The sequence below is a fragment of the Pseudomonas ficuserectae genome, from assembly GCF_024584585.1.
Taxonomy (GTDB): domain Bacteria; phylum Pseudomonadota; class Gammaproteobacteria; order Pseudomonadales; family Pseudomonadaceae; genus Aquipseudomonas; species Aquipseudomonas amygdali.
This window is the reverse complement of record NZ_CP085684.1, coordinates 916402-939055: the sequence shown is the minus strand read 5'-3', so window position 1 is coordinate 939055 and position 22654 is coordinate 916402. Positions and strand designations below refer to the sequence as shown.

The window sequence follows — 22654 nt, the reverse complement described above, 5'->3', positions numbered from 1 at the left end:
TTCGAGATTCGAGACTGCCATGCGCCGTTTGTTATGCCTGATGTTATTGATCCTGGCCCTGCCCGCCTCCGGTGCCGGTCTGCTGGACAGCCGCCCGTCGTCAACCCTGGGCGGCGGCTCGCTGGATAACAGCAAGGATTTTCTGCCAGTGCGTCAGGCTTTTCAGCTGAGCCTGATCGAAACCACACCAGAATCGATCAAGCTGAGGCTGGTCGCCACCGATGGCTATTATCTGTATCGCCATCGTTTCCAGTTTCGCACCGAGCCTGCTGATATCGGCCTGGGCGAAGCGCAACTGCCCAAGGGCGAACAGAAACACGACGAATACTTTGGCGATGTCGAGGTCTATCACGGCATTCTCGACATCGACCTGCCACGCAAACCCGGTGAACAACGCCCCTTTACGCTCGCTGTCACCTATCAGGGCTGCGCCGACAAGGGCCTGTGCTATCCGCCTGAAACCGAGCGTTTGAACATTGGCGATGTGGCCGCCAGCCCGGCCGCCTCGGCATCCGCCACTACAGCAGCCACCGCAGCCGCCTGGAGCTGGAAAGAACTGGCGCTGTTTTTCCTCGCAGGCGTAGGCCTGACCTTCACCCCCTGTGTACTGCCCATGCTGCCGATTCTGTCCGGCGTGGTGCTACGCGGCAAGGTTGGCGGCCTGCGCGGCCTTAGCCTGTCACTGGCTTACGTACTGCCGATGGCGGCCTGTTTTGCCTTGCTTGGCGCGCTGATGGGTATGTTTGGCGCGAGCCTGAATCTGCAGGCACGCCTGCAATCGGCCTGGGTTCTGGTGCCGTTTTCAGCGTTTTTCGTGATCTTTGCCATCGCCATGTTTGGCGCTTTCGAACTACGTCTGCCGCAGTCAATCAGTTCTCGTCTGGACCGTATCGCCGGCAAGACCGAAGGCGGATCACTGTGGGGCGCAGCCGTGCTGGGCGTGGTTTCCAGCCTGCTGGTCTCCCCCTGTGTTTCCGCCCCTCTGGCCGGTGCGCTGCTGTATATCAGCGCCAGCGGCGACGCTGTTGGTGGCGGGTTGAAACTGTTTGCGCTGGGCCTGGGCATGGGCGCGCCATTGCTGTTGATAGCCACCGGTGGTGCTGCATGGCTGCCGAAAAGCGGGCCTTGGCTGGTCACGGTGAAAAATGCAATCGGTGTACTGCTGCTGGCGCTGGCCATCGGTTTGCTGAGCCGCGTTTTGCCGGGCCAGGTCACCTTGTTGCTGGTCGGCCTGCTGTCTGCGGGTGTTGCGCTGTTTCTCGGCGCACTGGAGTTCACTGAAAAGACCACTCGGCAAAAGCTCGCTCAACTGCTCGGTCTGGCGCTGTTGGTTTATGCGCTGGCCAGCTGGTATGGCGCGCTGTCCGGACAAACCGACCCGCTGCGTCCGCTGGGCCGCGAATACGCCACGGCAAACAACCCAACAGTCACATCAAGCTCGAACCAATGGCAAACCATCACCACCTCAGCCGAACTGGACCGCGTGATGCAGGAAGCGCAAAACGCAGGCAAACCGCTGTTGCTCGACTGGTACGCTGACTGGTGCATCAGTTGCAAGGTCATCGAGCACGAAGTTCTGCCCGATCCTGGGGTCGTTGCCGGATTATCGGGTTACAGCCTGGTTCGCTTCGACATGACAGACAGCAATGCGGAGCAACGCGCCCTGCTCGACCGCTACAAGCTGTTCGGTCCTCCCGCGCTGCTGTTTTTCGCTAAAAACGGCGAAGAGCTGCAAAATGTGCGAGTCGTCGGCGAAATCGACGCCGCAGGCCTGATTGAACGCTTGAACAGGGCAAATGACCAAAACTAAACGGTGAGTCACAAACTTTGCGCGAATATCGCTCATCGTGCTGGCTACTGTTGTTAACTGGACAGTCCATTGCCCTTCCGGCATAGTCGCCGGGCGTAAACCGCTCGCAGACAATAAAAGGAACACGCAATGGCGACTATCCTGGTCCTTCACGGGCCCAACCTGAACCTGCTGGGCACTCGGGAACCCGGGGTCTACGGCACCATCACCCTGCCCCAGATCAATCAGGACCTGGAGCAACGCGCGCGCGATGCCGGTCACCACCTGATGTATCTGCAAAGCAATGCCGAGTATGAACTGATCGACCGTATTCACGCCGCGCGCGGTGAGGGTGTGGACTTTATTTTGATTAATCCGGCTGCTTTTACGCACACAAGCGTTGCAATACGTGACGCGCTGATGGGAGTGAGCATCCCATTCATCGAAGTGCATTTATCAAACGTGCACAAACGCGAACCTTTCCGCCATCACTCCTACTTTTCAGATGTCGCTGTAGGAGTGATCTGCGGCCTGGGAGCCAGCGGTTACCGCCTGGCCCTGGAAGCCGCCCTGGAACAACTGGCCGCCAGTGCCAAGCAATGACGAGTCCAGCCTGATGCTGACCACATCGCTTGAAACGGCCGACAAATTGCCCTTACAGAACCTTGGGAGTTGATTAATGGATATTCGCAAAGTCAAGAAGCTGATCGAATTGCTGGAAGAGTCCGGCATCGACGAGCTGGAAATTCGTGAAGGCGAAGAATCCGTACGGATCAGCCGTCACAGCAAGACTCCAGCGCAGCCTTACTACGCGCCAGCCCCGGTTGCTGCGCCTGTTGCAGCACCGGCGCCTGCAGCCGCTCCGGCCGCAGCAGAAGCACCATCGGCTCCGAAACTGAACGGCTTTGTGGTCAAGTCGCCAATGGTCGGTACGTTCTACCGCACCCCGGCACCTACTTCGCCTGCATTCGTCGAAGTGAGTCAGACCGTCAAGAAAGGCGACACCATCTGCATCGTTGAAGCGATGAAAATGATGAACCACATCCAGGCAGAAGCCAGCGGCGTGATCGAATCCATCCTGGTAGAAAACGGTCAGCCGGTTGAGTTTGACCAGCCGCTGTTCACAATCGTTTGACCCGGGGAGAGCCTGCGATGTTGGAAAAAGTTCTAATCGCCAACCGCGGCGAAATTGCCTTGCGCATCTTGCGTGCCTGTAAAGAACTGGGCATCAAGACCGTCGCTGTACACTCCACGGCAGATCGCGAGTTGATGCACCTGGGCCTGGCAGACGAAACCGTCTGCATTGGTCCGGCACCAGCCAATCTGTCCTACCTGAACATTCCGGCGATCATCTCGGCTGCCGAAGTGACCGGTGCCACGGCGATCCACCCTGGCTACGGCTTCCTCGCTGAAAACGCCGATTTCGCCGAACAGGTCGAAAAATCGGGTTTTGCCTTCATCGGCCCGAAAGCAGACACCATCCGCCTGATGGGCGACAAGGTTTCTGCCAAGGACGCCATGAAGCTGGCCAACGTGCCAACCGTTCCGGGCTCCGACGGCCCGCTGCCGGAAGACGAAGCAACCGCTCTGCGCATTGGTCGTGAAGTGGGTTACCCGGTGATCATCAAGGCCGCCGGTGGCGGTGGTGGTCGCGGCATGCGTGTGGTTCATCGCGAAGAAGACCTGATCGAAGCCGCCTCCCAGACCCGCGCCGAAGCTGCGGCCTGGTTCAGCAACCCGATGGTCTACCTGGAAAAATACCTGACTAACCCGCGTCACGTGGAAGTCCAGGTCATTTCCGACGGCCAGGGCCAGGCGATTCATCTGGGCGACCGCGACTGCTCGCTGCAGCGCCGTCACCAGAAGGTTCTGGAAGAAGCACCGGCACCGTTCATCGACGAACAGGCGCGTGCGGATGTTCTGGCTGCCTGCGTCAAGGCGTGTATCGATATCGGCTATCGCGGCGCGGGTACTTTCGAGTTCCTGTACGAGAACGGTCGTTTCTACTTCATCGAAATGAACACCCGTGTTCAGGTGGAGCACCCGGTATCCGAAATGGTCACCGGTATCGACATCGTCAAGGAGATGCTCAGCATCGCCGCCGGCAACAAACTGTCGTACACCCAGGATGACGTGGTCATCAAAGGGCATGCGCTGGAATGCCGGATCAACGCTGAAGACCCGAAAACCTTCGTTCCAAGCCCAGGTCTGGTCAAGCACTTCCACGCACCGGGCGGCAACGGTGTGCGGGTCGATTCGCACCTGTACAGCGGCTACAAGGTTCCGTCCAACTACGACTCGCTGATCGGCAAAGTGATCACTTGGGGCGCGACCCGCGAAGAAGCCATGGCACGCATGCGCAATGCCCTGGACGAAATCGTGGTCGACGGGATCAAGACCAATATCCCGCTGCACCGTGATCTGACCCGTGATGAAGGCTTCTGCGAAGGCGGAGTCAACATCCACTACCTGGAGCACAAACTGGCCAATCAATAAGCCAGTGTGTTTCAGAACGACAAAGCCGCAGCGATGCGGCTTTGTTGTTTGCAGCGCATAGCAGTAAACTTGCCCGCTTCCTGCGGCCGCGCCGGCCGTGCAAGCCGCACTTAATTTCCGAATCGAAGGTAATCCGCCATGCCTTGGCTGCAAGTCCGTCTCGCCATCAGCCCAGAACAAGCCGAAACCTACGAAGACGCCCTTCTTGAAGTCGGCGCCGTGTCCGTGACATTCATGGACGCCGAAGACCAGCCGATTTTCGAGCCTGAACTCAACACCACGCCGCTATGGACACACACCCATTTGCTGGCGCTGTTCGAAGCCGACACCAATGCCGAAATGGCCTTGGCACACCTGAGCCTGCTGACCGGCGAAGAACTGCCCGAGCACAGCGCCGAAGTCATCGAAGATCAGGACTGGGAGCGCAGCTGGATGGATAACTTCCAGCCAATGTGTTTCGGCAAGCGCCTGTGGATCGTGCCAAGCTGGCATGCTGCACCGCAACCGGATGCCGTGAACCTGCTGCTTGATCCTGGCCTGGCATTCGGCACCGGCACCCATCCGACCACCGCACTGTGCCTTGAATGGCTGGACGGCCAGGACCTCAAAGGCTGCAACGTGCTGGATTTCGGCTGCGGCTCGGGCATTCTGGCCATCGCCGCTCTGCTGCTGGGTGCCGAACAGGCCGTGGGCACTGACATCGACGTGCAGGCACTGGAAGCCTCTCGTGACAATGCCGGACGCAATAACATCGCTGCCGAGCGCTTCCCGCTGTACCTGCCCGAGGACCTGCCGCACCAGCAAGCCGATGTGCTGGTCGCCAACATTTTGGCTGGCCCGCTGGTTTCCCTGGCACCGCAACTGGCATCGCTGGTCAGGACCGGCGGTCGCCTGGCCCTGTCAGGCATCCTGGCCGAACAGGGTGAGGAAGTCGCTGCGGCCTATGCTGACAGCTTTGATCTGGACCCGATCGCAAACCGAGATGGCTGGGTACGCATCACGGGACGCCGCCGTTAACCGCCGCTTCAACCGGACAGCCGCATGACCGACAGTTTTGTCACCCAGTGCCCGCACTGCCAGACCAGTTTCAGAGTCAGCCACGCTCAACTGAGCGTGGCCCGCGGCGTGGTGCGATGTGGCGCCTGCCTGCAGGTTTTCAACGCAGCCCGGCAGTTGCTGGAGCAGCGCGCCATAGTCGACTCCGAAAAGGAGGCCCTGAGCGCCGCACCGGTGGTCATAGCGCCGCCCCAACCAGAGCCTGCGTCGACGCCTGCACCCGAATTGAAGCCTGAACCGGAAAAGGCCCATGAAGACGATGACCCCTGGCAGGTCAGCGAGCTGGATCTGGACAATCTGAACCTGGACGAAGAACTGGCTCGCCTCGAACAGCGCGAGACCCGACGACCCGACACCTTCGCCCGCCCGGCCAGCGACAACGGCACTGACGATGAGAACCTGACGGCGAAGCGTGACAATCGCCAGACCGACGAGGCTGCCTGGGTCGGCACGCTGCACAACGACGATGTCGAACGTCTGCCCGAGCTGCACGCCGAGGTCATCCCCGACCCGGATCCGCCCGAAGACCCAGAGGCTTTGCCCGACGACAAAAGGACCGAGCCCTCGCTGTCACTGGACAAGCACCTGGACGATGACGAACCCGTCGTGCTTGTTACCACACCGCGCAAGGCCCTGCCTGCGGAAAAAGTGCAACGCTGGTCAGCCGTGGATGACGACGAAGACCATGACGACGACGAACCAGAACCTGAACCTGAACCACGTGGCAGACGCAGCCGTAACGAACCTGCAGTGCGCGAGCAGGCACTGCTTGACCTGACTGACGACCCTTTGCAACTGGACTGGCAGCCGCCCAAACCGCGCTGGGGCCGCCGCTTTGCGTGGGGCCTGTTGATCGTACTGGCTTTGGCCGGTCTGGCAGGTCAATACGTCTGGTACCATTTCGATCAACTGGCGCGCCAGGATCAGTATCGCCCGTGGTTCCAGCAGATTTGCCCGCAAATTGGCTGCAAGGTGCCGACCAAGGTAGACATATCCCAGCTCAAGAGCAGCAACCTGGTGGTACGCAGCCATCCTGAGTTTCAAGGGGCTCTGGTGGTTGATGCGATCATCTACAACCGTGCCTCGTTTTCCCAGCCGTTCCCGCTGCTGGAGCTGCGTTTTTCCGATACCGGCGGTCAGTTGATTGCCAGTCGTCGGTTCAAGCCCGGTGAATACTTGAGCGGCGAAATGGCCGGCAAGGAAGAGATGCCACCGCAAACGCCGATCCATATCGCGCTGGATATCCTTGATCCAGGCGCCAAGGCCGTGAATTACAGCCTGAACTTCCGTTCGCCGGAATGACAGGCCTACTGCCATAACGTCGGCTTTACTTGATCCAATACAGGCTCGTTAGGCCAGGGAACGCTGCATGATCGCAGAATTTACAGTGCCAGATGCCGTGTAGTCGTTCTCTGCAAGCGCCACAACCAGCTGTTCAGATTTTATCCAATTCAGCCTTTATCCAGTCATCGAGAGCGGGTATCATGCCAACCCTTTTTCAAACTCTCGGTTCGATCTGACGGTGGCGCAAGCGGCTGGCGGGACGGGCCGTTGCAGACCGGGTGAAACGGTTTTTTACACGGCCTGCGGATGATTTGGCCTCCACAACAGGTAAGGCTATGTCGGCAGTACGCATCGGCCCATATACAGTGCAAAACGGCTTGGTCCTCGCCCCGATGGCGGGCGTCACCGACCAGCCTTTCCGTCAGCTGTGCCGACGACTCGGTGCCGGCCTGGTGGTTTCGGAGATGGTCACCAGCGACATGAGCCTGTGGAACAGCCGCAAATCGCGTCTGCGCATGATCCACGAAGGTGATCCCGAGCCGCGCTCGGTACAGATCGCCGGCGGTGATCCGCAGATGCTGGCAGACGCAGCACGTGCCAATGTCGAACTGGGTGCCCAGATCATCGACATCAACATGGGTTGCCCGGCCAAGAAGGTCTGTAACAAGGCAGCAGGTTCGGCGCTGTTGAAAGACGAGCAACTGGTGAACGACATCCTGCAAGCCGTCGTGGCTGCGGTCGATGTGCCGGTTACGCTGAAGATCCGCACCGGCTGGGATCGCGACAACCGGAACGGCCTGACAGTGGCGAAAATCGCCGAGCAGGCCGGTATTCAGGCACTGGCGGTACACGGGCGAACCCGTGCCGACCTTTACACCGGCGAAGCCGAGTACGACACCATTGCCATGATCAAACAGGCAGTGTCGATACCGGTGTTTGCCAATGGCGACATCGATTCACCCGAAAAAGCCCGGCGCGTGCTACAGGCCACCGGCGCAGACGGGTTACTGATTGGCAGGGCCGCCCAAGGGCGTCCCTGGATTTTTCGCGAGATAGAACACTTCCTGCGTACCGGAGAAAAACTCCCGGCTCCGCAGTCGAGTGAAGTGGAACGTATTCTGCTTGAGCATCTGGCAGCGCTCCACGTTTTCTATGGAGATGTGATGGGCGTGCGTATTGCACGCAAACACGTCAGTTGGTATCTCGCAACCCTGCCGGGCGCCAGAGAGTTTCGCGCCCACTTCAATCGTTTGGAAGATACGGAAGCACAGTGCGCCAACGTCCGGGAGTTCTTCAGCCAAGGCTGCAAGGGCCCGGATAACGAGAATGATAAAGAGGTGGCCGCATGACGATGATGACCGAGACTTTAGTGAGTGGAACAACACCCGTGAGCGACAACGTCAATTTGAAACAGCACCTCAACACGCCGAGCGAAGAGGGTCAGACCCTGCGCGGAAGTGTCGAGAAGGCGCTGCACAATTATTTCGCCCACCTCGAAGGCGCATCCGTTACTGACGTCTACAACCTGGTGTTGTCGGAAGTCGAGGCTCCGCTTCTGGAAAGCGTGATGAACTACGTCAAGGGCAACCAGACGAAGGCTTCCGAGCTGCTGGGACTGAACCGCGGCACGCTGCGCAAGAAACTCAAACAGTACGATCTGCTTTAAAGCATTCAAAACAGAAAAGGCGACCTTGCACCGCGGTCGCTTTTTTTTGCTGACTTCTTTTGCTTTTGATGGAAATCGAGATGACCGACCAGACTACCCGCCTGCCTATCCGTCGCGCCCTGATCAGCGTATCCGACAAGACAGGAATCCTTGAGTTTGCCCGCGAGCTTGAAGCGCTGGGCGTCGAGATTCTTTCCACTGGCGGTACGTTCAAACTGCTCAAGGACAACGGCGTCGCGGCAGTCGAAGTGGCTGACTATACCGGCTTCGCTGAAATGATGGATGGCCGGGTCAAGACTCTGCACCCGATGATCCACGGCGGCATTCTGGGTCGTCGCGGCATCGACGACGCCATCATGACCGAGCACGGCATCAAGCCGATCGATCTGGTTGCCGTCAATCTGTATCCGTTTGAAGCCACTGTCTCCAAACCGGGCTGCGACCTGCCGACCGCCATCGAAAACATCGATATCGGCGGCCCGACCATGGTCCGTTCCGCTGCGAAGAACCATAAAGATGTCGCAATCGTGGTCAACGCCAGTGACTACGGCCAGGTATTGGAAAGCCTCAAGGCTGGCGGCCTGACCTACGCACAGCGCTTCGACCTGATGCTCAAGGCGTTCGAGCACACCGCCGCCTACGACGGCATGATCGCCAACTACCTGGGCGGCGTCGACCAGACTGCCGAAACCCTGAGCACCGAAGGCCGCAGTCAGTTCCCGCGCACCTTCAACACCCAGTTCGTCAAGGCCCAGGAAATGCGCTACGGCGAGAACCCGCACCAGAGTGCGGCGTTCTACGTCGAAGCCAAACCTGCCGAGGTCGGCATCGCCACCGCCACCCAGCTGCAAGGCAAGGAACTGTCGTTCAACAACGTCGCCGATACCGACGCCGCGCTGGAATGCGTCAAGAGCTTCGTCAAACCGGCCTGCGTGATCGTCAAGCACGCCAACCCGTGCGGTGTCGCAGTCTGCCCGGATGATGAAGGCGGCATTCGTCAGGCTTACGAGCTGGCCTATGCCACCGACTCCGAATCGGCATTTGGCGGCATCATCGCCTTCAACCGCGAGCTGGACGCAGCAACGGCCAAGGCCATCGTCGAGCGCCAGTTCGTCGAAGTGATCATCGCGCCAAGCGTCAGCGCCGAAGCGCGTGCCATCGTGGCCAGCAAAGCCAATGTGCGCCTGCTGACCAGCGGCCAGTGGAGCGAGCGTCTGCCTGCCTGGGACTACAAACGCGTGAATGGCGGCTTGCTGGTACAGAGCCGTGATATCGGCATGATCACTCAGGCGGACCTCAAGGTCGTCACCCAGCGTGCCCCTACCGAACACGAAATGCATGACCTGATCTTTGCCTGGAAAGTCGCCAAATACGTCAAGTCCAACGCCATCGTCTACGCCCGCAACCGCCAGACCGTCGGCGTCGGTGCAGGTCAGATGAGCCGCGTGAACTCGGCACGCATCGCCGCCATCAAGGCCGAGCATGCCGGGCTGCAGGTGCAGGGCGCAGTCATGGCCTCCGATGCGTTCTTCCCGTTCCGTGACGGTATCGACAACGCGGCCAAGGTCGGCATCACTGCCGTCATCCAGCCCGGCGGTTCGATGCGTGACAACGAAGTGATTGCAGCAGCAGATGAAGCAGGCATAGCGATGGTCTTCACCGGCATGCGCCATTTCAGGCACTAATCAGAAAAACGGTCGCACTGGCGCAGGCGTCTGCTGCGCCATTACGGCCTCGTACGGCGGTTGGGTCGCCTCAGGCACACCGCGTACTCCAGAATCAGCGTCATCGAGGTTTTTGAAATGAATGTTTTGATCATTGGCAGCGGCGGTCGTGAACACGCCCTGGCGTGGAAAGTCGCTCAGGACCCACGTGTGCAGAAGGTGTTCGTCGCACCGGGCAACGCAGGCACGGCGATCGAAGCCAAATGCGAGAACGTGGCTATCGACGTTCTGGCACTGGAGCAACTGGCGGATTTCGCTGAAAAGAACGTTTCACTGACCATCGTCGGTCCTGAAGTGCCGCTGGTTGCAGGCGTTGTCGACCTGTTCCGCAGCCGTGGTATGGACTGCTTCGGTCCGACCGCCGGCGCTGCGCAGCTTGAGGGTTCCAAGGCATTTACCAAGGACTTCCTGGCGCGCCACAAGATCCCTACTGCCGACTATCAGAACTTCACCGAGATCGAGCCTGCCCTGGCCTATCTGCGCGAAAAAGGCGCTCCGATAGTCATCAAGGCCGACGGCCTTGCAGCTGGCAAGGGCGTGATCGTCGCCATGACCCTGGCAGAAGCCGAAGATGCCGTGCGTGACATGCTCGCTGGCAACGCCTTTGGCGAAGCCGGTTCCCGCGTCGTTATCGAAGAGTTTCTCGATGGCGAAGAAGCCAGCTTCATTGTCATGGTCGACGGCAAGAATGTGTTGCCCATGGCCACCAGCCAGGATCACAAGCGCGTCGGCGACGGCGACACCGGCCCGAACACCGGTGGCATGGGGGCCTACTCCCCTGCCCCGGTGGTCACCGCCGAAGTTCATCAACGTGTCATGGATCTGGTTATCTGGCCGACCGTCAGGGGGATGGCTGATGAAGGCAATGTTTACACCGGATTCCTCTATGCTGGTCTGATGATCGACAAAGCTGGCAACCCGAAGGTCATCGAATTCAATTGCCGCTTCGGCGACCCGGAAACCCAGCCGGTCATGCTGCGCCTGCAATCAAGTCTGGTACTGCTGGTTGAAGCAGCGCTGGCGCAGGCGCTGGACAAGATCGAAGCACAGTGGGACCCCCGTCCAAGCCTGGGGATCGTCCTGGCCGCTGGTGGCTACCCCGGCGATTACGCCAAAGGCGCAGTTATCGAAGGCCTGGAAGCTGCTGCACAGTTGGAAGGCAAGATATTCCACGCAGGCACTGCCTTGCAGGATGATCGTGTCGTGACCAGCGGCGGTCGTGTACTGTGTGCTACGGCACTGGGTGACAGTGTTGGCAATGCGCAGCAAAATGCCTATGCGTTGGCTGCCAAGGTTGATTGGCAAGGATGTTTCTATCGCAAGGACATTGGCTACCGTGCCATTGCCCGTGAGCGTGGCGAAGCGCTGGAATAACCGATCAGGCCTGCCTCTTCAATCAGAGGCAGGCCGATTGACCCGGCATTCGCGGTTTTACCAGGCATTCACTCACGAAGGGATTTCATTGTGCGCTGGCTCAGGATTGCCATAGCCTCAATCGCTGGACTGCTGACCCTGCTGTTCATGCTTTCGGCACAGGCCGAGCATGGCGCAGGTTGGTCGACGCTGCTCGACGAAAAGGCCCACCTGACGCTGGATGAAATTCGTTCGGCGCGCTATCAGAATCAATTCAGTCCTACCGAGCTGGAACGAGTCACTGCAGCGGAACGTGACAGTGCGGTATGGCTGCATTACCGCCTGCTGCCTACCCAGCACGAGCAGCTTCTGCGCATCTTCGCTCCGGACCTCGCCAGCGCGGACATGTATGTCATGGATGGCGATCAACAGATCGATCACCTGCGCACCGGCAACGAGGTGCCCAAGGAAGATCAGCGTCTGCCTTCTAACGATTTCCTGCTGCCGATCCCGCAGAGTTCGAACACGCTGGATATCTACCTGAAGCTGGTCTCCACCCAGAAAATGCGCCCCAGCATTAGCCTGGAGCCGGCCATCAAAAGCGCCGCCGACGAGACCGAGCCGTTCCTGTTCGGGCTGCTTTTCGGTGCACTGTCGATGCTCATCGTGCAGAACCTGACGCGCTACGGGCATACACGTTCGCGTAGCAATCTATGGCTCGCCTCCTGTGAAGCACTGCTCGGGCTCAGTGCCCTGTTGCTGCTTAACCTGCTGCGCCCGATTGACCCGTGGAATATCGCACAGACCCCCAGTGCGCACATTGCGCTGTTGCTGGCGGCTGTCGCAGGCCTGATCTACACCTACTGCTTCTTCGTCCATCGCAACGCCCGCAAACTGGATCGTCTATTGCTGGGCAACGCCGTGCTCATGGGCATCGGTACTGTGCTGGTACTGCTGGACGACAGACTGCCGATCAATATTCTGACTTTCGGCCTGGTCTCGTTGACGACGTTGAGCATTCTGGCGGTGTCGATGTGGCACTGGCAGAAAGGCTATCGTTCGGCGCGCCTGTTTGTCCTCGGGATGATCATTTTCAACATTGGTTACATGGTGGTTCTGCCGGGCCTGCTGTGGCTGAGTCTGGTGCCGCCACAGTGGCTGATACTCGCGCTGCTCAGCGTGTTCTGCATCAGCGGTCTGTCGATGAGCCTGGCCCTTAGCGAACGCCATCGCAGCATCACCGAAGACCGTTTCAGCCTCAGCCGTGATCAGGCTGCGAGTACCGCCGAAATCAACGCCAAAGCCGAATTTCTGGCCAAGATCAGTCACGAGATTCGCACCCCCATGAATGGCGTGCTGGGCATGACCGAACTGCTGCTCGGTACGCCGCTGTCAGTCAAGCAGCGCGACTATGTGCAGACCATTCACAGTGCCGGTAACGAACTGCTGACGCTGATCAACGAGATTCTGGACATCACCAAGCTCGAGTCAGGGCAGATAGAACTGGACGATGTGCAGTTCGACATCGGCGCGCTGGTCGAGGACTGCCTGAACATTTTCCGCGCCAAGGCCGAGCAGCAGCAGGTCGAGCTGATCAGCCAGATCCAGCCCCAGGTGCCAAGGGTTATCAATGGTGACCCGACTCGCCTGCGCCAGACGCTGTTGAGCCTTCTGGAAAATGCCCTGAAGAAGACTGACGAAGGTGAAATTCTTCTGGCCGTCGCCCTTGAGTCTTCGAAAAACGGAAAGACGCGTTTGCGTATTTCGGTGCAGGACAGCGGTGAATCGCTTTCCGACGAAGAACGTGAAGAGTTGCTGCACGCCGAACTGCACAGCCGGAATTTCCTGGCCAGCAGCAGGCTCGGTGGTCACCTGGGGCTGGTCATCGCCCGCCAGTTGATCATCCTGATGGACGGTGAATTCGGTATTCAGAACAGCGGCACCCAGGGCAACACGTTATGGCTGAACCTGCCGCTGGACGCAAAGCTGCTGGAGCAGCCGACCATCGATCTGGACAGCCCGCTGAAAGATGCCAGAGTGCTGGTGGTTGACGACAACGATACCTGCCGCAAGGTGCTGGTCCAGCAATGCAGCGCCTGGGGTCTGAATGTCAGTGCAGTGGCGTCCGGCAAGGAGGCACTGGCCTTGCTGCGGACCAAGGCGCATCTGCGCGACTATTTCGATGTGGTCCTGCTCGACCAGAACATGCCCGGCATGACCGGCATGCAACTGGCCGCCAAGATCAAGGAAGACCCAAGTCTGAATCATGACATTCTGTTGATCATGCTTACCGGTATCAGCAATGCCCCAAGCAAGATCATTGCTCGCAACTCCGGTATCAAGCGCATTCTGGCCAAACCGGTGGCGGGCTACACGCTCAAGACGACGCTGGCAGATGAACTGACCCAGTTGAACAAGGGCGTTGCTGCACAAAAGCCTGGCCCGGTCATCAATACGCCGGTCAGCGTACCGGGCGACTTCCGGATTCTGGTAGCCGAAGACAACAGCATTTCGACCAAAGTGATCCGCGGCATGCTCGGCAAGCTCAACCTGAATCCCGATACGGCGAGCAACGGCGAAGAAGCGCTACGTGCCATGAAGGCGCAGCGTTATGACCTGGTACTGATGGACTGTGAAATGCCGATACTCGACGGTTTCTCGGCAACCGAGCAGTTGCGTGCCTGGGAAGTCGGTAATCAGCGGGTGCGCACACCGGTCGTTGCACTGACTGCGCACATTCTCACTGAGCACAAGGATCGTGCACGCCAGGCAGGTATGGACGGTCACATGGCCAAACCTATCGAGCTGTCGCAACTGCGCGAACTGGTCGAACACTGGGTAGCACACCGCGACAAGGCTCGCGGACTGCCTTCGGACGGTGAGCAGTATCGAAGAAACTGACAGCAACGGGAAAGGCACACAGTGGCCTGATAGACTGGCGCTGCCATCCACCTGCTGCTGTGAGTCGAAGCCATGCTTCACGCGTTGTTCAGCGTCTATCTGAAAATGCTGGTGCTTTACAGCCCGTTTTTCGTTCTTTCCTGCTTCATCAGCCTGACCCGCGGTCACTCGCGCAAGGAACAGCGGCGTCTGGCCTGGAAGGTAGCGCTGGCGACACTGATTTCCAGCATCTTGCTGTATCTGTTCGGTAGAGTGATTTTCGATGTATTCGGAATCACGGTCGATGCCTTCAGGATTGGGGCTGGCAGCGTGCTGTTCATATCCGCGCTGGGTATGGCCCAAGGCAAATCGGCCGTCCAGACCGATAATATCCAGCAGGATGTGACCATTGTTCCGCTGACCATTCCCCTTACCGTCGGCCCCGGCACCATCGGTGCGCTACTGGTCATGGGCGTCAGTCAGCCTCATTGGGATGACAAACTCACTGCCATCCTGAGTATTGCACTGGCCAGCCTCACGGTTGGCGTGGTGCTTTACCTCTCCAACCGCATCGAACGTATCCTGGGCGATCAGGGTTTGCAGATTGTCAGCCGCCTGATGGGGTTGTTCGTCTGTGCGTTGGCGGCACAAATCATCTTTACCGGTATAAGGGGCTATCTGCTGCCCTGATACAACTCAGATACGTGCAGCCCGCACCAGCCCTTGCGCCCTGCCGTCCAGATACCGCGTTACACCATTACGATATGCGGCGTAAATCTTGCGGTCAAAGATGTAACTGCCGCCCTTGAAGTGAAACAGCAGCCGTCGGCTACCCGCCGCGTGCTCGTCCACGCTCAGATGCAGACTGCACAGCAACAGAAGTACCCGATCAGGTTCATACTTCTCGCAGGGCACTACCTGGAAGCTGCCCAGACGGCCTTGTTCAAAGCCGTTTTTAAAGTAAGACTCTGCCGCCTGATTCACTCCCAATGCTGCGACAGCGCGCTGCACCATGCCGCCAAGGCGCTTGCGGTCCGCTGGACTGCTGACCTTGAAGGTCGCCTGTAACAAATCATCGACATTGCTTACGACCAGTGAGTCGCCCAGAACCACGCCTTTTTGCTGTATGCCACGGGTCTTGAGCCGGCTGCGGTAGTAATGCATCCAACTGCTCCACTGCATCTTGAAATCAAACTGCTTACCTGCGAACAACTGCGCATCCAGAAGTACATCCTGAATGTCCGTGCGCTCCTCACTTGTAAGCCCCGGAAGAAACGTCACCATACTGGGGATATCGCCCAGATACGCCGCATTGCCTGTGCCTGCTTTCATTTGAGTGACTCCCTTCCATGGGAACTTGACCGTCGTTATAAATTGATGATTTCAGCGGCAGCACGATCAGCCAGCATGTCCTGAACAGTCTGGCGAAAAGGTTCGAAGCTCTTGCGACTGAACCGAAACGCAGTACCAACAGCATGTACTTGCATTTCTCCGCCAAGAACCTGCCAGAAATAAAGCGCTGGCCTCGACGCAACGGTGGTCATCTGCAGGCTGCACAACAGGATCATCACCTCGTCTTCGCTGTGCATTGCACAAGGCATGAGTTGAAAGCTTTCAGAACGTCCAGACGTAAACCAGCTGCTGAAAAATGTCTTCGCATGATCACTGCTCAGCAGCCTGTCGAGTGAGCTGCGATAGAGCCGGCGAAGCTCGACGGAGTTATTGACCATTGGAAGCTGCAATTTGCCAATGTCCCTGAAACTGTGAATTCTCAAGCGCACGTCGTTAATCACCGCGCTGCGCCGTCCACCCGTTGCAAGAATGGCTTGCTGGTAAGCGTCCAGCCATGAACGCCAGGCCATGCGCGGGGAATGCTGGTCATCGGCGACAAGTCTCGCGTGATGCAGACAGTCCTGTACGTCCTGACGCAAACCGGGCTCGACGTTACGGGCGAACGACAGGAGATTGGCCCCTGCCAGCAGGGTCTCATCCAGATCAGACATAAGGCGTTTCCCCAAGCGACATGATCATGCCGGGACGCCTGCTCGACAACGCCGTGTCGATGTCATCGCGAAACTGCGAATAGACCTGTTCAATCAATTGCATTTTATAAACGGTCACAGCGATGTTGCCGTAGACACTTTGCGGTTCGAGTACTTCGAAAAGAAAACCGGATGGCAACGGCTGACGTGTGGCGAACTGAAGCTGCGCCAGCGTCAGGTTGTGCTGATCGTCGAAGAACCCCAGTTGCAGGACCACGCCGACCTGCAATTTTCCCGCATGATTCAAACCGCTCTGTACCGTCTGGCTACGCAGCAACTGAAGCGCCGTGTTACGAGCCGATTGCTTGCACACTTTACGCATCAATGTTTCTGCGTCCTGCAGGGTCTGCGCTGACACTGAGGGTGCAAGGGCACGCTCGAGGCAACTCCATACGGTTCGGACAGCATCTACCGGCAAAGGCTCGCTGACGTGTTCGCTGGCATTCAGCACCCAGCCGAAACGCAGAGCCGCAGCAAGGCGGGTTTCATTCCATTTTTCGAACTCGGCGAACCTGGGGTGCTGCTTCGATGCTGCCAACTGCACATACAGCATCGAGTCCAACACATCGTTTTTCGGCGCGACCTGCTGCGACGTGGGGAAAAACAGCAAACAGCCGGCGTTGACGACTGCGGCATCCAATTCCTGCTTCATGGGAGAAATTCCTTTTTATCCCGAAAGCGGAGGCAACCCGTGCCTCCGCAAATAACCCGATCAGATTTCAAACTCTTCGATCGCGCTCTTGGCGTTGTCGCTCAGCTTTTGCTGGATCAGGTCGCGATGGCGCGAATACAGGCTCGTGTTGAGCACCAGGTTGTCCTCGCCTTTCCAGGTTTCAACGTTTGTGTCCTGCCATTCCCAGAACAGGACATTGGTGACATCACTGTCGGTATGGAAGCTGACCGCGCCCATGGACAGAGTCACGGTCTTGTCATCGGACTCGATGCACGAGGCAATACGGAAACTGCCTCCGCGGTGGGTTTTTGTCTGGCCTTCAAACAGGCGCAGAGGCTCTTTTTTAGCTTTCAGTGCAGCGATGGCATCCGCAGCGACCTTGAGCATCAGCAGCGATGCAGGCCCAGGCAAAGCGGCAGCCGCAACAGCCGAGCCAAGGATCTCAAGGCCGACTTCGTCCATGGTGAAACGCTGCTGGGTAGCACGATAGCGGGCATAGTTCCAATGGGTGGAAAGCCAGCCAACCTTCGAGAGTACTTCGTTGAATTTGTCGTACCACTGATAACCCTGGGTTTCAGGGCTGAACGCCTTGTTGGCCACAAGGGTGGCAAACAGAAAGGAGTCCATGACGTCTTGCTTGCTCTGCCGCGAAACGCCCTGGGCAAATGCCAGCAGACTGCTTGCAACCACAGCACCCTTGGCAGCTTCATCGCCTGGGTCAAAGTCAGTCTCGTCACTGGCCAGAAGCAATTCAGGCTTTATGGCTGCTGCGTGGGCGATGGACGAAGCAGGGCATTCAGCCAGCTCACAAGCGGCAATGTAATCTAGGTTGTCGGTCATGCTCATCGTATTGTCCTGTTTCATTTCATTTAGTCCTTTAATTCGTGAGTCCTTGTGGACAGATACGAGACTAATCAAATAAATCAGGCCGTTTTTCCGGCACTTTCGAGCGGTCTATTGATGGCTTTTTCAACTGCCGCGGCAACACTCGATGGCGCGCGCAAAACTCAAGCTGTGCTCAGCCCTCGGTAAACAGCGGGCGAAAGAAAAATCCGTGGCAGGACAGAGAAAAAAGCCACAAGCCTGGCAACTTGAAGAACATCCGTTCGCGCAAGCAGCCAGGCCGAAAACTCGGCCTGAATGCCTGTTGATACGCAGAGGTTTCAGCACTTTCCCACAGTAAATTCGATACAGGTACGACAAGCCTATGGGCTCAGGCTGTAGGTTTCGCGCCATACCAGCGGGGCGTGTAGACCCAATTGCCGCCTTCGTTGCGAGGAAAGGTGCAGGTCAGGGAAGAGCCGATCAGCACCATGGTTCGCATGTCCACCTGCTCCGGCGTCAGCTCACCCAGCGTAATGACGCGCAGTGTCTGGCCAGGACGACCGATGTCGCGCCCAAGCGTGACGGGCGTTTCAGGAGTGCGGTGCTGGCGAACTATCTCCAGCGCACGCCCCAGTTGCCAGGGTCGTGAACGGGAAATCGGGTTGTAGAAGGCCAGCGCAAGGTCTGCCTGACAGGCAAGGTCCAGACGCTTTTCGATGATCTCCCAAGGCTTGAGGTTATCGGACAGCGACAACACACAAAAATCATGCCCCAACGGCGCACCAGCCTGAGCGGCGGTTGCCAGAGAAGCCGAGACACCCGGGAGAATCTCCAGCTCGACAGAGTGCCAGTGCGGGTTACCGGACTCGTGCAGCGCTTCAAGCACTGCCGAGGCCATGGCGAACACGCCCGGATCACCGGACGACACCACAACCACCGAACGACCTTGCGCGGCCAGTTCGAAGGCATGCCGTGCACGTAGCATTTCTTCGCGATTGTCGGTGCAATGCAGTACCTGATCGGCACGAAACGGCCCGGCCATGCGCACGTAGGTTTCGTAACCCAGCACATCATTGGCGCGTGCCAGTTCAGCCTTGACCGCAGGCACCATAAGGTCCGCTGCGCCGGGGCCCAGGCCGATGACTGCAAGCCGGCCACGCCCACGGCCGATGTTCTGCACATCCAGCGGTTGAGTCGCGACGGCAATCGCCATGTCGTCGACGCTGAGTGGCGGCAACCGTTGCGGCACGCAGCGGGAGGCCATTTCGCTGGCCGACCCAGCCTTGTCGAAGCGCACCGGGACGCCCAGCTCGCTGGCTGCCTGATGCAACTGCGCATTGGCCATCTGCTCTTCGCTGGCCAGCAGGCAAGCCAGCGATTGCTCGGCAATGCTTGCGTCGTGCAACGCCGAGCGGACCCGCATAGCCAGTTCAGCGGTTATTTCGCTGACGGCGACCAGTACACTGCGCGGGTAGATCAGTAATTCATGGGGAGCGGGCTCACGTAGGGCGCAGCCGACATGAATCGTCAGCTCAGCCTGCGGGTCTTCGGGCAGTTGCGCTCGCTCCAGCCAGGGTGCCTCGCCTTCAATGCGCACCGGTTCGCCGGAGAGCAAGTCGGAAACAAAACGCTTGCCCAGCTCCAGGTCGCCCAGTGCATAGCCGCTGGGCGGGTTGAGCAGGCAGGTGCCGAAGCGCAATTCGCCGCTGGTGGTGATTGCCGGTGCAACGCCAAGCCCGTTGGCAATGCTGCGCGCCATGACATTGACCCCGCCCAGGCCACCAAGCAGTGGCACCACTGCACTACCGTCCTCAGCTACGGCGAGTACCGGCGGCTCGACGCCCTTCTCCAACAGCAGCGGGGCCAGGGTGCGAATCACTATGCCAGCGGCACACAGGGCGATAATAGGGGTGTTTTGCTGATACAACTGACGCAGCGTGCTACCGAATTCGCTGTAGGTAATGTCAGCGTTCTGCACACGCTCGGCCAGGCCATGAATCTGCGCATCGGGAAACAGCTGCTGAATGCGCCGCGCAGTAGCCAGGCTGCCATTGCCGAGAATAACGATGGCTGGAATGTTGAGAGTCATCAGCCTTGCCACCTGTCACCCGGAACGATAATCAGCGAAAAATACGGCGAAGACATCGGGTCTACCTGATCCAGCAGGACGATTTTCTGGTTGGCCATGGTTGCGCGCTCGACATACAGCGCACGCCCGGCCATGCCCAGTTCGGTCAGCACTTCACGGACCTTGTGGAAGTTGCGTCCCAGTTTCATGATCACTGCTGCATCGGCATCAGCCAGCTTGCGTTTCAGGTCCTCGTGGGACAGCACGCCGGACAGCACCGACAGGCTCTGGTTGCGATACACCAGCGGCGCGCCCAGTACCGAAGCGCCACCGAGCATCGAACACACACCCGGAATCACTTGCGCCTCGTAGCGCTCGGCCAGGCGGTCGTGCAGGTACATGTAGGAACCGTAGAAGAACGGGTCGCCTTCGCAGATCACCGCTACGTCACGCCCGGCATCCAGATGCGCCGCAATGTGCAGGCTGGACTCGTCGTAGAAGTCGCTGATGACTTTTTCGTAGGACAGCGGCGCTGGCAAGGCCTCGGTGGTGACCGGATAGACCAGTGGCATCAACGTTTGAACGTCCTGCAAGTGCGCTTCGATAATGCCGAATGCGTTGCCCTTTTTACCCTTGGCCACGAAGTACGCCACCACAGGCGACTCCCGCAGCAGGCGCAGCGCCTTGACGGTAATCAGCTCCGGGTCGCCGGGGCCGACGCCCAGGCCAATCAACCGACCGCGTGCCTGCATCATTCGATCTCCGTGGCCAGTGCATTGACAGCGGCCACGGCCATGGCGCTGCCGCCACGACGACCCTGCATGATCACAAATGGCACGCCACGGCTGTCTGCGGCAAGCATGGCCTTGGACTCGGCAGCGCCGACAAAGCCAACCGGAAAGCCGAGAATCAGCGCTGGTTTCGGCGCGCCTGCATCGAGCATTTCGAGCAGATAGAACAGCGCAGTCGGCGCATTGCCGATGACCACTACGCTGCCTTCCAGGTACGGACGCCACAGCTCCAGCGCCACAGCAGAGCGCGTATTGCCCAGTTCGAGCGCCATTTCCCGCACGCCTTCATCGTGCAATGTGCAGATGATCTGGTTGTTGGCGGGCAGCCGGGTACGGGTGATGCCTTCTGAGACCATGCGTGCGTCGCAGAGGATCGGTGCACCGGCGGCCAGGGCATTGCGCCCGGCTGTACCGGCACCCGGCGAGAAGCGCAGGTCTTCAATGACTTCGACCATCCCGCAGGCATGGATCACGCGCACGGCGAGTTTTTCCAGGTCGGCGGGGATCGTGTCCAGGCGCGCTTCGGCGCGAATGATCGAGAAGGAGTTGCGATATATCTCCTGACCATCGCGGATGTAATCAATCATGCAATGTTGCTCCGTGAGTCGGCGTTCAACTGCGCACCGACTGCTTCAATAGTAAGGTCACGCGCGCGCAGCACACCGAAACCGGCATGCGCTGCGTCGCGAAAATAAAGGTCGTAACGGCCGGGCGAAACGGCCAGCAAGGTTACCGGCGCTACGTGAGCAGCAGCGCAGGAACGCGTGCAACCGCTTAAATGAACGGCCTGACTGGCAACCAGGCCGGTAGCCAGTTGCAGCGCATCAGCTTTGGTATCGGCCAGCCCTTTTGCACAGCCGGCAGAACCGGTACACGCCACCATCTGCGCCAGTGGCTGTTCGGCCGAACAGATCAGACCCGCGGCCTGCAACGCCGTCATCACTGTTGCAGCGCGCTCGACCGGCACATTGGGCAACAGCAGGCTCTGCCAGGGCGTCAGGCGCAAAGTGCCGTCGCCCTGCTCTTCTGCCAGTTGCGCGACGATGGCGAGCGTGGCGGCATCAAGACGCCCCAGCGGAACCACCGCCCCCACCGCAACCCGCGCAAGCTCGGCCTGTGGATAAATACCGATATGCCGATTGCCCTGGATGGCCGGGCGCTGCCAGCCGGTGACGGCTTGATCCACCCGCAACGCGCAGTCCAGCCGGGTAGACAGCTCACGCAACACATCGTCGGTCGACACCTCGGCCAGCAGATGCCGCATCCGGGTGTGCTCCGGGCGGGCCAGATCGAGGAACAATTCCAGCAACCCGACAACCAGCTTTTCTCCAGCCGCCAGCGGCACAGCGGCCAGCGGTCGATCATTGGCCGGGCAACCGGCCAGCCCGAACGCCAGCAGCACTTCGCCGTCGAGGTTCAGCGCCGACAGCCACACATCATGCGCGTGTTCGAGCATCACAAGCGCTTCACCAGCATCCAGCGACAACGCAAATTTGGGTGACAGTTCATGGAAGCGCGGATGATTTTCCAGCGCATCGAGAACCTGCGCCGCCAACGGTCGGGCATCGAACAGCATGCGCGAATCCAGCCCCGCGGTCGGGCTGAGCATCAGGTTGCGCACATCGTCACTGGCAGGGTTGGCCGGGCCGAGTCCTGCCGCCATCAATGCCTTGATCAACCCATCGTGATCAGCTCCGATGCCGCGAATTTGCAGGTTGGCGCGGTTGGTGGCTTCGATAACGCCCTGTGCATAAGTCTGCGCAGCCTCTGCAACCGCCATTGCCTGCACACTGCTGATGACCCCGCCCGCCAGCTTGATCCGGCAGATCCCGCCGTCCAGTGCCGGGACGATACGCAGCAACCCCGGACAGGCCGAGGGGCGTAGCGTTGCAGAGGATGTGCGAGCGGACTGCGGCTCGTTCAATGGATCACCCGGTATGAACTGGACGTGGATTAGAGCACTTGTACCCCGTCGGGCGCGGTATTATGCCTGCTTTGTCCGCAGGC

Annotated in this window: 20 protein-coding genes; 12 read left to right on the top strand and 8 right to left on the bottom strand. The window is 59.2% G+C overall.

Going from position 1 to position 22654, the window contains the following annotated elements; all coding sequences use genetic code 11:
- Positions 1 to 19: 19 nt before the first annotated feature.
- The 12 genes from LJU29_RS04240 to tspR all read left to right on the top strand — a co-directional run bounded on the left by LJU29_RS04240 (position 20) and on the right by tspR (position 14938).
- Positions 20 to 1810, top strand: coding sequence for a protein-disulfide reductase DsbD (locus tag LJU29_RS04240; RefSeq protein WP_257111695.1), 1791 nt, complete (start codon positions 20 to 22; stop codon positions 1808 to 1810).
- A gap of 129 nt (positions 1811 to 1939) precedes the next feature.
- On the top strand, positions 1940 to 2392 hold the full coding sequence (gene aroQ / locus LJU29_RS04235; protein WP_005753140.1) for a type II 3-dehydroquinate dehydratase: 453 nt from the start codon (positions 1940 to 1942) through the stop codon (positions 2390 to 2392).
- Between the two features lie 76 nt (positions 2393 to 2468).
- On the top strand, positions 2469 to 2924 hold the full coding sequence (accB, locus tag LJU29_RS04230; RefSeq protein ID WP_257111694.1) for an acetyl-CoA carboxylase biotin carboxyl carrier protein: 456 nt from the start codon (positions 2469 to 2471) through the stop codon (positions 2922 to 2924).
- 17 nt (positions 2925 to 2941) lie between these two features.
- Positions 2942 to 4285, top strand: a complete 1344-nt coding sequence (gene accC / locus LJU29_RS04225) for an acetyl-CoA carboxylase biotin carboxylase subunit (protein WP_002555371.1) — start codon at positions 2942 to 2944, stop codon at positions 4283 to 4285.
- Between the two features lie 138 nt (positions 4286 to 4423).
- Positions 4424 to 5302 (top strand): 50S ribosomal protein L11 methyltransferase, encoded by an 879-nt coding sequence (gene prmA, locus LJU29_RS04220; RefSeq protein WP_005746710.1) that lies wholly within the window; start codon positions 4424 to 4426, stop codon positions 5300 to 5302.
- A gap of 24 nt (positions 5303 to 5326) precedes the next feature.
- Positions 5327 to 6643 carry a DUF3426 domain-containing protein gene (locus LJU29_RS04215; protein ID WP_257111693.1) on the top strand — a complete coding sequence of 439 codons (1317 nt, stop codon included), beginning with the start codon at positions 5327 to 5329 and terminating at the stop codon, positions 6641 to 6643.
- A 317-nt stretch (positions 6644 to 6960) separates the two neighbouring features.
- Positions 6961 to 7974, top strand: a complete 1014-nt coding sequence (dusB, locus tag LJU29_RS04210; protein ID WP_004666305.1) for a tRNA dihydrouridine synthase DusB — start codon at positions 6961 to 6963, stop codon at positions 7972 to 7974.
- Complete coding sequence (gene fis, locus LJU29_RS04205) at positions 7971 to 8291, top strand: DNA-binding transcriptional regulator Fis (protein ID WP_002555375.1); 321 nt, start codon at positions 7971 to 7973, stop codon at positions 8289 to 8291. The genes dusB and fis overlap by 4 nt, the downstream gene beginning before the upstream one ends.
- 80 nt (positions 8292 to 8371) lie before the next feature.
- Positions 8372 to 9976 (top strand): bifunctional phosphoribosylaminoimidazolecarboxamide formyltransferase/IMP cyclohydrolase, encoded by a 1605-nt coding sequence (gene purH / locus LJU29_RS04200; RefSeq protein ID WP_005732154.1) that lies wholly within the window; start codon positions 8372 to 8374, stop codon positions 9974 to 9976.
- A 117-nt stretch (positions 9977 to 10093) separates the two neighbouring features.
- Positions 10094 to 11389: a phosphoribosylamine--glycine ligase gene (gene purD, locus LJU29_RS04195; RefSeq protein ID WP_257111692.1), complete on the top strand. Its 1296-nt coding sequence runs from the start codon at positions 10094 to 10096 to the stop codon at positions 11387 to 11389.
- 90 nt (positions 11390 to 11479) lie between these two features.
- Positions 11480 to 14269, top strand: a complete 2790-nt coding sequence (retS, locus tag LJU29_RS04190) for a hybrid sensor histidine kinase/response regulator RetS (RefSeq protein WP_005753150.1) — start codon at positions 11480 to 11482, stop codon at positions 14267 to 14269.
- 72 nt (positions 14270 to 14341) lie between these two features.
- Positions 14342 to 14938 carry a type III secretion system genes modulator TspR gene (gene tspR / locus LJU29_RS04185; RefSeq protein WP_057422722.1) on the top strand — a complete coding sequence of 199 codons (597 nt, stop codon included), beginning with the start codon at positions 14342 to 14344 and terminating at the stop codon, positions 14936 to 14938.
- 6 nt (positions 14939 to 14944) lie between these two features.
- On the opposite strand, the gene LJU29_RS04180 is transcribed toward tspR, so the two are convergent.
- The 8 genes from LJU29_RS04180 to cobG form a co-directional block, all read right to left on the bottom strand.
- Complete coding sequence (locus LJU29_RS04180) at positions 14945 to 15580, bottom strand: hypothetical protein (protein WP_057422720.1); 636 nt, start codon at positions 15578 to 15580, stop codon at positions 14945 to 14947.
- A gap of 35 nt (positions 15581 to 15615) precedes the next feature.
- Positions 15616 to 16251 carry a hypothetical protein gene (locus LJU29_RS04175; protein ID WP_005753153.1) on the bottom strand — a complete coding sequence of 212 codons (636 nt, stop codon included), beginning with the start codon at positions 16249 to 16251 and terminating at the stop codon, positions 15616 to 15618.
- Entirely contained in the window at positions 16244 to 16942 is a 699-nt protein-coding gene (locus LJU29_RS04170; protein WP_005753154.1) for a hypothetical protein, read from the bottom strand. The genes LJU29_RS04175 and LJU29_RS04170 overlap by 8 nt, the downstream gene beginning before the upstream one ends.
- Positions 16943 to 17002: 60 nt before the next feature.
- A complete protein-coding gene (locus LJU29_RS04165; RefSeq protein WP_057422718.1) occupies positions 17003 to 17827 on the bottom strand; it encodes a hypothetical protein in 825 nt (274 codons plus the stop codon).
- A 349-nt stretch (positions 17828 to 18176) separates the two neighbouring features.
- A complete protein-coding gene (gene cobJ / locus LJU29_RS04160; protein WP_005753157.1) occupies positions 18177 to 19877 on the bottom strand; it encodes a precorrin-3B C(17)-methyltransferase in 1701 nt (566 codons plus the stop codon).
- Positions 19877 to 20611: a precorrin-2 C(20)-methyltransferase gene (locus LJU29_RS04155; RefSeq protein WP_371321897.1), complete on the bottom strand. Its 735-nt coding sequence runs from the start codon at positions 20609 to 20611 to the stop codon at positions 19877 to 19879. The genes cobJ and LJU29_RS04155 overlap by 1 nt, the downstream gene beginning before the upstream one ends.
- Positions 20608 to 21234 carry a precorrin-8X methylmutase gene (locus LJU29_RS04150; RefSeq protein ID WP_002555383.1) on the bottom strand — a complete coding sequence of 209 codons (627 nt, stop codon included), beginning with the start codon at positions 21232 to 21234 and terminating at the stop codon, positions 20608 to 20610. Before LJU29_RS04150 ends, LJU29_RS04155 begins: the two co-directional genes overlap by 4 nt.
- Positions 21231 to 22571: a precorrin-3B synthase gene (gene cobG, locus LJU29_RS04145; protein ID WP_306459389.1), complete on the bottom strand. Its 1341-nt coding sequence runs from the start codon at positions 22569 to 22571 to the stop codon at positions 21231 to 21233. The genes LJU29_RS04150 and cobG overlap by 4 nt, the downstream gene beginning before the upstream one ends.
- Positions 22572 to 22654 lie beyond the last annotated feature (83 nt).